At 64.8% G+C, this 15,644-nt stretch carries 15 protein-coding genes; 6 read left to right on the forward strand and 9 right to left on the reverse strand.

Features of this window, described 5'->3' with window-relative positions; translation table 11 throughout:
* Positions 1-167 precede the first annotated feature (167 nt).
* On the forward strand, positions 168-545 hold the full coding sequence (locus M2282_RS26755; RefSeq protein WP_280811816.1) for a response regulator transcription factor: 378 nt from the start codon (positions 168-170) through the stop codon (positions 543-545).
* Between the two features lie 156 nt (positions 546-701).
* Here the strand turns inward: M2282_RS26755 and M2282_RS26760 are convergent, their stop codons facing one another.
* Positions 702-1,397, reverse strand: a complete 696-nt coding sequence (locus M2282_RS26760) for a Crp/Fnr family transcriptional regulator (protein WP_280811817.1) — start codon at positions 1,395-1,397, stop codon at positions 702-704.
* Between the two features lie 101 nt (positions 1,398-1,498).
* On the opposite strand from M2282_RS26760, the gene M2282_RS26765 reads away from it, so the two are divergent.
* Positions 1,499-3,094: a tannase/feruloyl esterase family alpha/beta hydrolase gene (locus M2282_RS26765; protein ID WP_280811818.1), complete on the forward strand. Its 1,596-nt coding sequence runs from the start codon at positions 1,499-1,501 to the stop codon at positions 3,092-3,094.
* Positions 3,095-3,273: 179 nt separating this feature from the next.
* Here M2282_RS26765 and M2282_RS26770 read toward each other — a convergent pair whose 3' ends face one another.
* Positions 3,274-4,221: a GlxA family transcriptional regulator gene (locus M2282_RS26770; RefSeq protein ID WP_280811819.1), complete on the reverse strand. Its 948-nt coding sequence runs from the start codon at positions 4,219-4,221 to the stop codon at positions 3,274-3,276.
* Positions 4,222-4,329: 108 nt separating this feature from the next.
* On the opposite strand from M2282_RS26770, the gene M2282_RS26775 reads away from it, so the two are divergent.
* From M2282_RS26775 to M2282_RS26790, 4 genes are all read left to right on the forward strand, one after another.
* A complete protein-coding gene (locus M2282_RS26775; protein ID WP_280811820.1) occupies positions 4,330-5,130 on the forward strand; it encodes an SDR family NAD(P)-dependent oxidoreductase in 801 nt (266 codons plus the stop codon).
* 126 nt (positions 5,131-5,256) lie between these two features.
* Positions 5,257-6,171 (forward strand): alpha/beta fold hydrolase, encoded by a 915-nt coding sequence (locus M2282_RS26780; protein ID WP_280811821.1) that lies wholly within the window; start codon positions 5,257-5,259, stop codon positions 6,169-6,171.
* 552 nt (positions 6,172-6,723) lie between these two features.
* The gene (gene xth, locus M2282_RS26785) at positions 6,724-7,509 is read left to right on the forward strand and encodes an exodeoxyribonuclease III (RefSeq protein ID WP_280811822.1); all 786 of its coding nucleotides are present in this window, start codon (positions 6,724-6,726) and stop codon (positions 7,507-7,509) included.
* Positions 7,510-7,514: 5 nt separating this feature from the next.
* Entirely contained in the window at positions 7,515-8,042 is a 528-nt protein-coding gene (locus tag M2282_RS26790; protein WP_280811823.1) for a hypothetical protein, read from the forward strand.
* 32 nt (positions 8,043-8,074) lie between these two features.
* Here the strand turns inward: M2282_RS26790 and ntrC are convergent, their stop codons facing one another.
* The 7 genes from ntrC to M2282_RS26825 form a co-directional block, all read right to left on the reverse strand.
* The gene (ntrC, locus tag M2282_RS26795) at positions 8,075-9,598 is read right to left on the reverse strand and encodes a nitrogen regulation protein NR(I) (RefSeq protein WP_280811824.1); all 1,524 of its coding nucleotides are present in this window, start codon (positions 9,596-9,598) and stop codon (positions 8,075-8,077) included.
* A gap of 24 nt (positions 9,599-9,622) precedes the next feature.
* The gene (glnL, locus tag M2282_RS26800) at positions 9,623-10,702 is read right to left on the reverse strand and encodes a nitrogen regulation protein NR(II) (protein ID WP_280811825.1); all 1,080 of its coding nucleotides are present in this window, start codon (positions 10,700-10,702) and stop codon (positions 9,623-9,625) included.
* Positions 10,703-10,713: 11 nt separating this feature from the next.
* Entirely contained in the window at positions 10,714-11,229 is a 516-nt protein-coding gene (locus M2282_RS26805) for a hypothetical protein (protein WP_280811826.1), read from the reverse strand.
* Between the two features lie 147 nt (positions 11,230-11,376).
* Positions 11,377-12,792 (reverse strand): type I glutamate--ammonia ligase, encoded by a 1,416-nt coding sequence (gene glnA / locus M2282_RS26810; RefSeq protein WP_013540245.1) that lies wholly within the window; start codon positions 12,790-12,792, stop codon positions 11,377-11,379.
* A 146-nt stretch (positions 12,793-12,938) separates the two neighbouring features.
* A complete protein-coding gene (locus M2282_RS26815) occupies positions 12,939-13,739 on the reverse strand; it encodes a competence/damage-inducible protein A (RefSeq protein WP_280811827.1) in 801 nt (266 codons plus the stop codon).
* Positions 13,736-14,623: an EI24 domain-containing protein gene (locus M2282_RS26820; RefSeq protein WP_280811828.1), complete on the reverse strand. Its 888-nt coding sequence runs from the start codon at positions 14,621-14,623 to the stop codon at positions 13,736-13,738. The genes M2282_RS26815 and M2282_RS26820 overlap by 4 nt, the downstream gene beginning before the upstream one ends.
* A gap of 41 nt (positions 14,624-14,664) precedes the next feature.
* Positions 14,665-15,639, reverse strand: coding sequence for a sterol desaturase family protein (locus tag M2282_RS26825; RefSeq protein ID WP_280811829.1), 975 nt, complete (start codon positions 15,637-15,639; stop codon positions 14,665-14,667).
* Positions 15,640-15,644: the final 5 nt, after the last annotated feature.

Raw genomic sequence — 15,644 nt, forward strand, 5'->3', positions numbered from 1 at the left:
CAGCCCACCTTGCGGCTCACTCGCCAATCTAGCCGGCTGCATGGGTGGTGCCTTGTCGGACGGTGCCGCTCGTCTCACTTGTTGGCTCTGCGCGTTCCTACAAGACTTGGTCGACAGGTAGGTAGCCTTTGGGCAAAGGCCCCTTGGGGGTCGACAGATTGCCTGCCATGCCTGTAACCGCATTCCTCGTCGAAGACAACAAGGTCATCAGAGACAACCTCATTCCTGCCATCGAGAGCTTGTCGGCCGCCCGCGTGGAAGGCGTTGCGGAAACCGCTGACGACGCCGTCGCCTGGCTGATCTCCCATGATGGCCATTGGGACGTGGCCGTGGTGGATCTCTTCCTTCGGAAAGGATCTGGGCTCAACGTCGTCGAGCGTTGCCGAGACAGGGAGCCACACCAGCGTGTGGTGGTCCTTTCCAACTACGCGACGCCTGAAATGCGGCGTCAGGCGTTGCTGCTCGGCGCAGATGCGGTGTTCGACAAATCTACGGAGACCGATGCCTTGATCGACTTTCTGGAAACGCTCAATGGCCCACCCTAGGAGGGCCGCAATCTTTTTTCGTTCTGGCGCGACACACCCTGCGGGAGCGATCCGGATCACGATGGCGGCTTCCGGACATCGCAACGCGTACGAACTTAGGCCGCGCCAGGCAGAAGTCCCAGGTGTCCATTCGCACATTCAGCCTGCGGCTGGAGCTCACTCGCTATGCTCGCGCGCGTAGAGCCGGAGACCGTCGACGTTCAACACGTCGATGCTTCCGTAGCGGATGTGAAGCAGGCCCGCTTCCTCTAACTCGTGCAGGGCGCGATGGGCGACCTGGCGGGAAATGCCGGCCAACCGCCCAATCTCCTCCTGCGATATATGCAGCACTGGATGGGTCTGGGGATTGAGTTGGGGATTGAAGAGTTCAGCCAGGCAGCTCGCCACACGCGAATTGATGTCGTGCATCCGATAGCTCTCGGCAAGCGCAATGAACTGGCCGAGCCTTGCGTTGAGCTGGTCGATCATGAAATGGCAGAAGCTCAGGCTGTTGGCGATCAGGTAGTGGAAGGTCTGGCTCGGCATCAATGCAATGCGACTGTCGCGCAACGCGACAACACCGTAGGGACGCAGTTCCCCCTTCAGCACAGCGCCCTCCCCGAGCCACCCGCCATTGGATACGCCAGTCAAGGTGGTGCTACGGCCGTCCGCCGAAAGCACGTCGACCTTGACCATGCCTTCGACGACGCCGATCCAGTGCGTTGCGAAGCTCGATTTTTGACAGACGATTTCGCCCGCTGAATAGAAACGCTCCTGCGTTTCCAACTCGACACGCAGAAGTTGCTCTTGCGACAGGCCGCGAGCCCAAGCAGCCGCTCGCAACATTGCAATGGTCTGCACGTGGTTTGTCATTAGAAAGACTTTCTTCCTCTGCCTTACTGCCTAGCATGCGCTGCGCAGGCGCCGGTCCGAGTCGCCTGAGTTTATGTGGCACTACGAACAGGAGACAAATCATGAAAAACCCTCTCTCGATGGCAGGTTGCGCGCTTCTGAGCATCCCTATCCTGCTGTCGGCCTGCGGCGGTGGCGGTGGCGGCGGGAGCGGCTTTCCGGCGTTGTTCCCGACACCGGCGCCGACGCCAACTCAGACCCCACCACCGACACCGGCCCCGGTTGCATCGGCGCAGGAGAAGTGCACGGTTTTCGCGGGTGCTTCGCTGGCCGGTGCAACGCTGAAGGACGCCAAGCTCGTTCCAGCGGCGGCGGGGGCTGCGGAGTACTGCAAGGTGACGGGCACCCTTCACGGCACGCTCAACTTCGAAGTGCATCTCCCCTCGGAGTGGAACAACAAGCTCCTGTATTCCGGAGGCGGCGGTTGGGACGGAAGCATCAACATCACGCCCATATCGCCAAGCGGTTCAACCGCAGGCTACGTGCTCGTGGCCTCGGATGGCGGGCGCCAGGGGGATGGTCTGGACGCATCGGTCTTCCTGAACAATCCCACGGCCCAGGCGGACTTCGGCTATCTCTCCATTCACTCGGTCAATGAAGTCACAAAGGAGATCGTTCGCAAGCGCTACGGCTCGGACGCCGAGTTCAGCTATTTCGAAGGTTGCTCCAACGGCGGCAGGGAGGCGTTGATCCAGGCCACGCGCTTTCCCAACGACTTCGACGGCATCGTGGTGCGTGCGCCGGCCTATTCGTTCACCGAGTTGTTCCAGGCTTTCGTCGCAAACGGGAAGGCGCTCGCCGCGCCGGGCGGACAACTCAGCGATGCGAAGGTCTCGCTCATCGGCAAGACCATCACCGCGCAGTGCGATGCCCTGGACGGTGTTGCCGACGGCATCGTGAGCAATCAGGAAGCCTGCACGTTCAATCCGGCTGTATTGCGCTGCACGGCAGGCGACGCCGACACATGCCTGACCGACCCACAGATAGCAACCGCCGACGCGATCTACGCTGAGCTCAAACGGGCGGACGGAACAACCATCTATCCCGGCTGGGGACCTGGCGGCGAAGACCAGGGCTGGCCCCTGTGGGTAACCGGCTCCGCCATCGGCGGCACCGGACTTCAGTTCCAGTTCGGAAGCGGCCTGGTGAAGTACTGGATCACGGGCGACCCGGCCTTCAACGTGCTTGGTTTTGATCCGGAGTTCTACTCCCCGGGACTGAGGCTTGCAGCCACCACGCTCGATGCGACGCCGGACCTTCGCTCCTTCTTCGGGCAAGGCGGCAAGATGATCCTTGCCCACGGAACGAACGACTGGGCGATCAGCTACAAGGGCTCGATCAAGTACTTCAACGATGTCGCGACCACGGTCGGCGGTGCATCCACGCGGGATGCCTCGATGGAATTCTTCCTCCAGCCGGGCGTCCAGCATTGCGCCGGCGGCGTCGGTCCTGACACTGTCGACCTTGTGAACGCCGTGGCGAAGTGGCGGGAGGCAGGTGCGAAGCCCTCCACGCAAAACATCGTCGCGACGAAACTTGATTTGACGACCAAGGCGCCTGTGCTGGCGCGCCCCTTGTGCAAGTACCCGACCTTTCCGAAATACAAAGGCAGCGGCGACCTGAACTCTGCTGACAGCTTCAGCTGCCAAAGCTCCTGACCAACCAACGGCTGCATTCACGCGATCGCGGCTAGGCAGGGCGCCCGCACACGCCGTGCTGTGCCGACGCTGGAGATACACGGCCGACAGCGCGCGTGACGTCGACCAACTGAAGCATCGGCCATGAGCTTGATCACGATCGACGCATGGCAAGACTGTCGCCGTCATCTCGACACGCTTCAGGATCCCGGGCGGGCGTCGCGCCTGAGTGACTGAGGCGGCTTGCCGAAGCCCCGCATGAACGCCTCGCGAAGATGGCGCCGATCGCGAAAGCCCGTTTCGCGCGCAACCACCTCCAGCGGATGGCGGCTGCGCTCGATCATCAAGCGCGCTGCCTCCACGCGCAGACGCTCTACCGCCTTGGCTGGCGACTGGCCGGTCTCCGCCGTGAACACACGGCTGAACTGGCGCGGGCTGAGGTTCGCGGCCGCAGCGAGTTCTTCCACGCTCAGCGACTGCGCCAGGTGGCCGCGGGCATGCTCCAGCGCCCGCGCGATGCGGTCCGAGCGCGGCGCGAGATTCAGGATCTCCGAATGCTGCGACTGGCCGCCCGAACGGCGCTGATGCATGACCAGCCGGTGCGCCACCGATCGCGCCACGTCGTCGCCCAGGTCCTTCTCGACGAGACCGACTGCCAGATCCAGTTCGGCCGTCATGCCGGCCGAGGTCCAGATCGGGTCATCGGCGATGAAGATGCGGTCCGGTTCGACCTGGACATCGGGATGCCGCTGTTGCAGTGCGTCCGCATAGGCCCAGTGCGTCGTGGCGCGTCGCCCTGCCAGCAGGCCGGCCTCGGCCAGTACGAAGGCTCCGGTGCACAGCCCTACGGTCCGACGTGCCCGAGCGCTGCACTTTCGCAGCGCATGCAGCAGTTGGGATGGTGAGGGTGTGACCAACGGGTCGATCACGCCCACCACCATCCATGTGTCGGCCGTGCTGCGTGCGGTGAAGGGACGCGTCTGCAGGGCCGTGCCTAGCGATGTCTTCACGCTGCCGCCGGGCATCGAGTGGCAAGTCACCTCGTAGAACGGCTCGCCCGCCACGACGTTGGCGAACTCGAAGACCGCCTGCGTGGCCAGCGCCATCACCTGGAAGCCGGCCGGCAGGACGTAGCCGATTCTGTGCATTTTCTATCTCCGGAGCAGATGGCATAAAAAGTGACTATACGCGTCATTTACGCCATACGCCGGACGGCACAACATACGCACCATCGCAACCACAAACGGAACACCACCATGACGCAGACGAACCCGGGCACCGCCCTCATCACCGGAGCCTCCTCCGGCATCGGGGCCCTGTACGCCGACCGCCTGGCGCGGCGCGGCTACGACCTCATCCTCGTCGCCCGCGACCGCGAGCGTTTGAACCCGCTGGCGGGGGACATCAGCAGCCGGCACGGGCGCGCAGTGGAGGTCTTCCCCGCCGACCTGAACAACCCGGCGGCGCTGCGCAGTGTGGAGAACAAGCTCAAGCACGATGCCAGCATCACCCTGCTGGTCAACAACGCCGGCATCGGCACGCACACCTCGCTTCTGGAGAGCGACGTGGACCAGATGGCGCGCATGATCGACCTCAACGTCACGGCGCTGACCCGGCTGAGCTACGCGGCGGTGCCCGGCTTCGTGGCACGCGGCAACGGTGCGTTGATCAACATCGCCTCCATCGCGGCCGTCTCGCCGGAAACCTTGAATGGCGTGTATGGCGGCAGCAAGGCTTTCGTGTTGGCCTTCAGTCAATCGCTGCAGCACGAGCTGGCCGGCAAGGGCGTGCGGGTGCAAGCGGTGCTGCCGGGTGCGACGGCCACCGAGTTCTGGGCACGCGGCGGCCTTCCCGTGGAGCACCTGCCGGCGCAGATCGTGATGCGTGCCGAAGACCTGGTGGATGCCGCCTTGCAGGGCTTCGAGCGCGGCGAGTCGGTGACGCTTCCCGCGCTGCATGACGGCGCCCTCTGGGACGCCTATGAAAGCGCGCGCAAGGCGATGGCGCCCCACCTGTCGAGCAACGAAGTGGCGTCGCGCTACCAGCCCCTGCGCTGAGTGGCCGCATCGCATCCGGCCTGCGCGCCGCTCTGAAATCAGCTGAAGGCGCATCGAGTGCGCCAGCAAGCATGCATCCATCCATGGCCCCGGGCCACGCCGCCCGAAAATTCAAGGAAACCCTCCGTGCCACCAACCAGCAGTGATTCACTTTCCGCAATCAAGATCCCCGGAACCGGGGAGTACCTTCTCGATCCGCTCGGATCAAGCGAGGGAAGCCAGGGGCGATTGCGCTATCTCTCCGGTGGAATGGGGCCGCCGTTGGTCTTGCTGCACACCGTGCGCACCCAGGCCGAGCACTTCCGTCACCTCATCCCGCTGGTACGGGAGCGGTACACGGTGTATGCCCTCGATCTCCCCGGAATGGGCTACTCGCAGATCGTGCCCGGCGCCTCCTATGAGGAGCCGGCCATGCGCGAGGCGGTCAAGAGCCTCATCACCCGACTCGACCTGCGGGACGTAACACTGCTCGGCGAGTCGATGGGCGCGACGCTCGCCCTCACCACCGCGGCCGATCTGCCCGAGAGAGTGCGGCGTGTCGTGGCGATCAATGCCTATGACTACGCGGGCGGCATCGCGCGGTCCAGCCTGCTGGCCCGGTTCATCGTGACCGGCGTGCTTGCGCCGGGTATCGGCCAGACCATTGCCGGGGTCGAACCCAAGCCGATCGTGCGCGCCGTGCTCCGCGGGGGGCTCGGCAACACGGCCGCCCTGCGCGATGACTACCTCGATGAACTGTTGAAGGTCGGACGTCGGTCTGGCTATCCGGTCGTCGCCCGCGCGGTGTACGGCAACCTGCCCAGCCTCATCGCGGCCCGCGCCCGCTACCCCGAGGTCAGCGCCCCCGTTCATCTCATCTACGGAGAGAAGGATTGGTCAAGACCCTCCGACCGACAAGCCAACAAGCATCTCCTCCCCGCGGCCGGGTTTGTCCAGGTGCCTGGCGCCGGTCACTTCATGGTTCTCGAGAGGCCGGATGTGCCCGCCAAGGTATTGAACGACGCAATGCGACTCGAGAGCGTTCCGAAGGCCGCGGCCTGATGCCGCTCGACGCGAAATCCCCTTCCTCAACCCGAGACGCAAAGGAGCAGGCATGCTCGGCACTCGACCTCGGGCAGTTCAAAGACGCATACGCCGCGTCGTCGGGATCCGGGACGTTGTCGTAGCCGCGGAGAATCCTCGAATGCGCAGATTGCACCCGCCCAAACAAGTCTCGGCTTGTGCCTGAAGGGCGCCGGGTCGCGCAGCCAGCGCGCGGCCGCGCGCCCGGGCGCCCGGGCGCCACGATGTCGCCCGCCAAGATGGGCACGTCGTAGTCCAGCCCTTCGGCACTCGAAGGACTCGAACTGTGCATGCAGGAAGCTGCCCTATGCCTGGGCCGCGCCTGACCTCCCCGCCATTTAAGCCTCAAACTCCAGGCGCGTTCGCTTACCGGGACTAACTAGGATGTTTGGAGGCGGGTTTGCTAAGCTGACTGGTCATTGGTACTGCGTCGCGCGCAGCAAAACCCCAACCGGGTACAGCGCTGGGTACAAACCAAAAAACGCGATAAACGCAAAATAAATTCAATAAAATCAATAACTTACAGCATCTATGAAAATTGCCACCTGGAACGTCAACTCCCTCACGGCACGCCTGCAGCACGTGCTCGACTGGCTGATCGCCAACCCGGTCGACGTGCTCTGCCTGCAGGAGCTCAAGATGACCGACGACAAGTTCCCGCTGGAGGTGCTCAAGTCGGCCGGCTACGAGGCCGCGGTGTTCGGGCAGAAGACCTACAACGGCGTCGCCATCCTCAGCCTCGCGCCGGTGCGAGACGTGGTGAAGAACATCGGCGGCTTCACGGACGACCAGTCGCGCGTGATCGCGGCCACCGTCGAAACGCCGGCGGGCCCGCTGCGCGTGGTCAACGGCTACTTCGTGAACGGCCAGGCGCCGGGCAGCGACAAGTTCGAATACAAGATGAAGTGGCTGGACGCCCTGCGCGAATGGCTGCGGCAGGAATTGGTGGCGCACCCGAACCTGGTGCTGCTGGGCGACTTCAACATCGTGCTCGAAGACCGCGACAGCTTCGATCCGGTGGGCCTGAAGGAAACGATCCACCACACGACCGAGGAGCGCAACCACTTCAAGGCGCTTCTCGAGTTGGGCCTGACCGACAGCTTCCGCATGTTCGAGCAGCCCGAGAAGAGCTTTTCGTGGTGGGACTACCGCATGCTCGGCTACCAGAAGAACCGCGGCCTGCGCATCGACCACGTGCTGGTGAGCCAGCCGCTGGTGCCGCGCGTGAAGGGCTGCGTCATCGACCGGGTGCCGCGCAAATGGGAGAAACCGAGCGACCACGCCCCTGTGGTGCTCGACCTGGACCAGGACGCCTGAGCTTCATGACACACCACCCGCTTCTTCGCACCGGCCGCACCCTTGCGGTCCTCGCCATCGCGCTGGCCCTGGGCGCCTGCTCGATCCTCAAGCCCGCCGAGAAGACGGACGACGGCAAGGCCGCCACCGCGCCGACGGATGAAGCGGCGCCCGGCAAGAGCGACGTGCCGACGGTGCGGCTGATCACCGCGCAGACGCCCGTCGTGCGCGCCTACCGCAAGACAGGCGCGCGCCACATCTACAAGGCGTACGCGAGCCGGATCTACAAGGGGAAGATTCCGCCGCTGGTCTACGCGGTGGTGGTGGTCGAGACGGACATCGACGCGGAAGGCAAGGTCACCAACGTGAGCTTCAGCCGCGTCCCGAGCCATGCACCGGAAGTGCCGCCGATGATTGCCGAGCTGATCAAGGCGACGTCGCCGCTGCCTTCACCGGGCAAGCTGGGCGGGCATACCTACATCGATACCTGGCTCTGGGACAAGAGCGGCAAGTTCCAGCTCGATTCGCTGACGCTGGGCCAGCGAAGCCGATAGGCCGCCGAGGCATCGCTGCCTCGGGCCGGCGTTCACTCGATGCCGAGTTCCTGGATCTTCCGGGTGATGGTGTTGCGCCCGATGCCCAGCTTCTGAGCGGCCTCGATGCGGCGGCCACGGGTGTTGGCCAGCGCGGTGAGGATCAGGCGCGATTCGAAGCGGCGCGAGAGCGCATCCCAGACGTCGGTGCGGCCAGCGGCCAGCAGCGCCTGGGCTTCGAGCTCCAGGCCGCTTTCCCAGCTGCTCACGCCGACAGGCGCTTCCAAGGCCTCGGGAACAGCGGAGGCCGACACCGATTCGCGTTCGATGCCCGGCAGCGGCGCCGCCAACGGCTGCACAACGGCAGCCACCGGTGCAGCGACCTCGACCGCATGCGTGTCCAGGCCGACGGCCATCACCTCGGGCGGCAGGTCCTTGGTTTCGATCAGCTGCGCGGGCGCCATCACGGTCAGCCAGTGGCAGATGTTTTCGAGCTGGCGCACGTTGCCCGGAAAGCCGAAGGTGGCGAGCTTGGCGAGCGCCGCATCGGAAATCCGCTTGGGCTCGACGCCGAGCTGGCGCGCGCTCTGCTGCAGGAAATGGCGGGTGAGCGCGGGCACGTCCTCGCCGCGCTCGCGCAGTGCGGGCAGGCGCAGGCGGATCACGTTGAGGCGATGGAACAGGTCTTCGCGGAAGCCGCCCAGCTTGACGCGCTGCTCCAGGTCCTGGTGGGTCGCGGCGATCACGCGCACGTTGGCCTTGACCGAGTTGTGGCCGCCCACGCGGTAGAAGTGGCCGTCACTGAGCACGCGCAGGAGGCGCGTCTGCAGGTCGAAGGGCATGTCGCCGATCTCGTCGAGGAAGAGCGTGCCGCCCTCGGCCTGTTCGAAGCGGCCGCGCCGCATGGTCTGCGCGCCGGTGAAGGCGCCGCGCTCGTGGCCAAAGAGTTCGCTCTCGAGCAGGTCCTTCGGGATCGCCGCGGTGTTGATGGCCACGAAGGGCCCGTTGGCGCGCGGCGAGTGCTTGTGCAGCGCACGCGCCACCAGTTCCTTGCCCGAACCAGATTCGCCGGTGATCAGCACCGTGACATTGCTCTGCGAGAGCCGGCCGATGGCACGGAACACGTCCTGCATCGCGGGCGCCTGGCCGAGCATTTCGGGGGCGGCGACCATGCGCTCTTCGGAGACTTCCTCGCGCTGGCTTTCATCGACAGCGCGGCGGATGAGCTCGACCGCGCGCGGCAGGTCGAAGGGCTTGGGCAGATATTCGAACGCGCCGCCCTGGAAGGCCGAGACGGCGCTGTCGAGGTCGGAGAACGCCGTCATGATGATGACCGGCAGGCCGGGGTGCTTGGCCTTGATCTTGTCGAGCAGGTCGAGCCCGGAGCCGCCGGGCATGCGGATGTCGCTCACCAGGACCTGGGGACCCTGTTGCTCGTCCTCGTCGGCCTGCTCGAGCGCCGCGAGCACTTCGCGCGTGTTGGTGAAACTGCGCGTGGGCAAGTCTTCGCGCAGCAAGGCCTTCTCGAGCACGAAGCGGATCGATTGGTCGTCATCAACTATCCAGATCGGCTTCATGCATCTCCTTGTTGCCGTGCTGCGCTAGGGCAGCGGTATCAGTATCTTGAAATCGGTCCGGCCCGGGACGCTGTCGCACTCGATCACGCCGTGATGCTGTTGCACAAAAGTCTGTGCAAGGGTCAGCCCGAGGCCTGTTCCGCCTTCCCTTCCCGATACGAGCGGAAAGAAGATGCGGTCCTTGATCGTGTCCGGCACACCCGGTCCATTGTCGATGACATGCAATTCCAATGCCAATCGATACCACTGCTTGTTGAATATCACCTGGCGGGCGATGCGGGTCTTGAAAGTGATCTGCGCATCGCCTGCCGCGCGCCTTTCGGCGAGGGCCTGCGCGGCGTTGTGCACGATGTTGAGGGTGGCCTGGATCAGCTGCTCGCGGTCGCCGCGGAACTCGGGGATCGAGACGTCGAAGTCGCGCTCGATGTGCAGGTCTCGCGGAAACTCCGCGAGGATGACCGAGCGCACGCGCTCGCAGACTTCATGGATGTTCACGTCGCCCACCACGTGCGGCCGGCGGTGCGGTGCCAGGAGGCGGTCGACCAGTGTCTGCAGCCGGTCGGCCTCATGGATGATGACCTGGGTGTATTCGATGAGATCGCGCGACTCGACCTCCATCTGCAGCAGCTGCGCCGCGCCGCGGATGCCGCCGAGCGGGTTCTTGATCTCGTGCGCGAGGTTGCGGATGAGTTCCTTGTTCGCCTGCGCCTGGTCGATGAGCCGCTCTTCGCGGTCCTGTCGCACCTGGTGCTCCAGCGGCGACATCTCGATGACGAGCTCGCCCTTCTTGTCGCCGTGCGCGAGGGTGACCTGCACCGGCATGAGCTCGTGGTTGACGCGGCGCAGGAACGCCTCGTAGCGCAGCGTGGCGAAGTCGTTGCTGCTGGCGCCGTCGAGTGCGGTGCGAAGCACCTGCGGCTCATGAAAGCAGGCGCCGAACTGCGAACCCTCGAGCGTGCGGCGCGAGGTGCCCAGGGCGTCTTCGAGGCCCGCGTTGGCGAACAGCACCGACCCGTCGCTGTTGACCACCGCGATCAGCGTGGACAGCAGGTCGAAGGATTGAAAGCGCACGTTGGCGCCGACCGCCTTCTTCCCGAATGCCATGTGATGCTTGCTTATTGGGGCTGCTTGTTGGGCAGGCGGCCGATTTCACGGCGAATGCCTGCGATGTCGCTCTCGTTGCGCGCGAGTTCGGCCTTCATTTCGGCCACGCGGTCGAGGTACTTCTGGTAGTTGCGGCCTTCGCTGCCCTGCTTTTCGGGCTCGCCATTGTTGTATTCCTTCTGCAGCTCGGCCTGGCGGGCCTCAGCCTTCTTGAGCTCGGACTCGAGCACCGAGCGGGCTTCGCCGTCGCGGGCGCGCTGGTCGACGCCTTCGACACGCGGGCTGCCGGCCGGCGCACGGGCGGCGGACGAACCCGAGCCGCCGGAACTGCCCGACGACTTCGTCGTGCCACCGCCGCCCTGGACGACGGTGACATTGCCGCCCTCCATGACCTTGCAGCCCTTCTGCTGGGCGATGGTGGCGTTGTTGGTGTATTCATTGCCGCAGCGCCACACGCGCTCCTGCGAGAAAGCAGGCAGGGCCGCCAGCAATGAACCGGCCAGGAATATGAGAGAAGCAGTCTTCATGAGAATCGGTGGATGGCGCGACAAAGGCGCATTTTCCTGCAATTCGGCGCCACCGGTGACAAGATGTTGCGCGCCAAGGAAAAAGGACGGCCGGGGCCGTCCTTTTGTCTTACTTCCCCGTCAACGGGGTCGTTGTGGTCAATGCGCTTACAGCGAGTAGTACATGTCGAACTCGACCGGATGGGTCGCCATGCGGAAGCGCGTGACTTCCTGCATCTTCAGCTCGATGTACGCGTCGATGTACGAATCGGTGAACACGCCGCCCTTGGTGAGGAACGCACGGTCCTTGTCGAGATATTCCAGGGCCTGGTCGAGGCTGTGGCACACGGTCGGGATCAGCGCGTCTTCTTCCGGCGGCAGGTGGTACAGGTCCTTGCTGGCGGCTTCGCCCGGGTGGATCTTGTTTTCCACGCCGTCGAGACCGGCCATCAGCAGCGCAGCGAAACCGAGGTACGGGTTCATCAGCGGATCGGGGAAGCGCGCTTCGACGCGGCGGCCCTTCGGGTTGGCAACGAACGGGATGCGGATCGAGGCCGAGCGGTTCTTGGCCGAGTAGGCCAGCTTCACCGGGGCTTCGAAGCCGGGCACCAGGCGCTTGTAGCTGTTGGTGCCGGGGTTCGTGATGGCGTTCAGGGCACGGGCGTGCTTGATGATGCCGCCGATGTAGTGCAGCGCGAAGTCCGACAGGCCTGCATAGCCGTCGCCGGCGAACAGGTTCTTGCCGTCCTTCCAGACCGACTGGTGAACGTGCATGCCGGAGCCGTTGTCGCCGACGATGGGCTTGGGCATGAAGGTGGCGGTCTTGCCGTAGGCGTGGGCCACGTTGTGGATCACGTACTTCTGCAGCTGGACCCAGTCGGCGCGCTGGACCAGCGTGCTGAACTTGGTGCCCAGTTCCATCTGGCCGGCGTTGGCCACTTCATGGTGATGCACTTCGACCGGGATGCCCAGCGATTCGAGCACCAGGCACATTTCCGAGCGCATGTCCTGGAAGCTGTCGACCGGGGGAACCGGGAAGTAGCCGCCCTTGACCGCCGGACGGTGGCCGGTGTTGCCGTGCTCGTATTCCTTGTCGGTGTTCCAAGAGGCTTCTTCGGAATCGATCTTCACGAAGCAGCCCGACATGTCGTTCTTCCAGCGAACGCCATCGAACACGAAGAATTCAGGTTCCGGACCGAAGAAGGCGGTGTCGCCCAGGCCCGAAGCCTTCATGTACGCCTCGGCGCGCTTGGCGAGCGAACGCGGATCGCGCTCGTAGGCCTTGCCGTCTGCCGGGTCGATCACGTCGCAGGTCAGGATCAGCGTCGTTTCTTCGAAGAAGGGGTCGATGTTGGCGGTGTTGGGGTCGGGCATGAGCTGCATGTCCGAAGCTTCGATCCCCTTCCAGCCAGCGATGGAGGAACCGTCGAACGCGTGGCCCGAGGTGAATTTGTCTTCATCGAAAGCCGAGACCGGCACGGTGACGTGCTGCTCTTTGCCACGGGTGTCGGTGAAGCGGAAGTCGATGAACTTGACCTCGTTTTCCTTGACGAGCTTGAGTACATCGGCGACGGTCTTTGCCATCAGTTTCTCCTGAGTTGGATGGTGGTTTGGAATACGGGAACGAAGGATGCAGTTTCTGTGCCATTGTCGCCTCACCGAATGAGGCTTTCTTGGCGGATGCACCGCTTAAATACAACTGGAACTTCACCAATTTGGTGCAATGACTCTCAACGCACCAATTCTGGGCCCAGCTTGGCATCGAAAGTGTGCAACCCTTCGATCAGCTGGGTATAAGCCGCATCGAGCCGGCCAGGGTCGCCTTTGACGCCCAACTCGATGTGGCGGCCGTACTGGGGGTGATCCACGCTGGGCAGGCTGAACACCTTGATGCCCGCGTGGGCCTCCTCGATGGCCTGCATCAGCGGCGTGAGGGTGGCTTCCATCGCACCGAAAACGATCACCGACTTCTCGGCGATGGTGTTGCGGGCGAAGAGATCGGCGTAGCGGCTGTCGAGCACCGATTCGATCATCGGCCAGGCCATGACCGGGAAGCCCGGCACGAAATGCACATGCTCGACGCTGAAGCCGGGAATCTTGTTGTACGGGTTGCGGATGATCGACGCGCCCTGCGGGAACACGCCCATGTTCAGGCGGTGGATGTTGTCGGGCCGGTCGGGCTCGTAGACCACGCCCTGCTCCTTCGCGGTGTCCTGCATGCGCTCGCGGATCAACACTTCGGCTTCGGGATGCAGCGCGAGCGGCACGCGCAGCGCCTTGGCGGCGCATTGGCGGGTGTGGTCGTCGGGCGTGGCGCCGATGCCGCCGGTCGAGAACACGATGTCGCCCGAGGCGAAGGCGCGCATGAGCGCCGCAGTGATGCGCGTGGGCTCGTCGCCCACGTATTCCGCCCAACCCAGTTGCAGGCCGCGCGCGGCGAGCAGCTCGATGACCTTGGGCATGTGCTTGTCGGCGCGCTTGCCGGAGAGGATCTCGTCGCCGACGACGATGAGACCGAATGCGCGTGTCATGGTGAACCCCATTGAGAAAGAGCGGCCTGGTTCGCTTCGGCCGCCTCGATGGCGGGCGTGCCGCCTTCGGCCGAAGCCAGCGCCGCGGCGCGCTGCATGCGCAGCTGGGCCAGGGCATCGAGGCAATAGTGTGCGAACCAGAGCGCCGAGAAGGCGAAGACCAGCGTGTAGATCCAGATGGCGATCGGCACCAGCACGAAGAAGGCGGCGGCGAACAGCAGGCCCGAGGCCCAGACGATGCTCGGCGCGGCGCCGAGATAACCGCACAGCACGCCGATGCACAGGAGCGGCAGCCGGTGCGTGCGCAGCAGCGTGGCGCGCTCCTCGGGGCTCGCATGCTCGGCCAGCGCGTCGAAGCTCATGACCCGGTAGGTGAGCCAGCCCCAGATGAGCGGCGGAAGAATCAGCACCAGCGGCGGAATGAGCCAGAGCGGCATCGAAACCACCAGCGCCAGCAGCGCGAGGAGGGTCACGCCCAGCGAACGGGCCACGCTGCCGATGAAGGAGGCGCCCTTCTTCTGCTCCAGCGAGGGAAAGCGGCGTTCGCCCACCAGCTTGGTCAGCGCCGGGGACATCAGACCTGCGACGATGAGCAGCGACACCACGACGATCAGCGGCGTGGCCGCGAAAACCACCACCAGTGAGGCCAGCACGAAGGTCACGTCCCCCGAGAAAAGCCGCCCGATCCAGGCCCAGAAGCTCGCGAGCAACGGCCAGGCGTCGAGTGCGCCGCGCGTCCAGGTCACCGCGGAATCCCAGTAGAAATAACCAAGCCCCGCGGCCAGCAGCACCATCAGGCCCAGCGGCAGCAGCGAGAGCACGATCACGCGCGGCAGCATGCAGTAGGCGACCGCGCGCCAGAAGGAGTCGAGGAGCAGGCGCATGAGGCAGTGAGGATAACGCCTCGGATCGGCCCCGCGGCGATTCAGCCGCGGCCGACCATGCGCTTGAGGCCCAGCCACTGCTGCGCCCAGAAACCCCGGCCGTAGTCGCGCGTGCGGCCGTGCGCGTCGGGCTCGACCTGGTCGCGGATGCCGGTCGGGTCGTAGCGGTCCTCGAAGTTCGCGGTGCGGAACAGCATGTCCCACCAGGGCAGCAGCACCCCGAAGTTGTGGCCACCCAGCGTGCTCTTGCCATGCGACTCGTGGCCAAGGCCGATGCTGTGGTGCAGCCGGTGGAAGCGCGGGCTGATCCAGAGCCGCTCGCCGATGGCGCCGAAGCTGAGCTTCAGGTTCGCGTGCTGCAGGCTTTCGCTCAGCTGCGTGAAGGCGACGAAGGCGATGAACTGCCCCGGCGCCACGCCGATCAGCTGCGCCACGATGACGATGAGCGTGTCGTGGACGATGTCGTCGAGCAGGTGGTTGCGGTCGTCGCTCCACATCGTCATCTGGCGCTGCGAGTGGTGCAGGGAATGCAGGCCCCACCACCAGTTGAACTGGTGCTGGCCGCGGTGGATCCAGTAGCCGACGAAGTCGAGCACCACGAGGTAGATGGCAAAGGCCACCACCGGCACGTCGGTCACGCCGGGCCAGACTTCGTCGAGGTGGAAGGTGCCCCACCCCGCCGTGCGCAGGCTCCCGAGCGCATCGTCGAAGAAGGGCTGCAGCGTGAAGAAGAGCGCGAGGCGGAACAGCCCGAGCCGGTGGATCAGCGTGTAGAGCACGTCGATGCGGATCGCGTGGCGGTCGACCACCGGCTCCACCGAGCGCCAGCGCTGCAGCGGCCCGATCACCGCGAGCAGCACGACGATCTGGATGAAGCCGACCAGCAGCCAGCCGGTCGCGTCGAAGGCGTCTTCCGTCCAGCCGCCCAAGCCGACGGCGTACACCAGCGGCTGTACCGCCGTCTCGAAGAACCAGCCCTGCAGGGCGGAGAAAAGGTCCGTCAACCAGTCGATCACGGTAG

Source organism: Variovorax boronicumulans, assembly GCF_029892485.1.
In the GTDB taxonomy this organism is placed as follows: Bacteria; Pseudomonadota; Gammaproteobacteria; order Burkholderiales; family Burkholderiaceae_C; genus Variovorax; species Variovorax boronicumulans_B.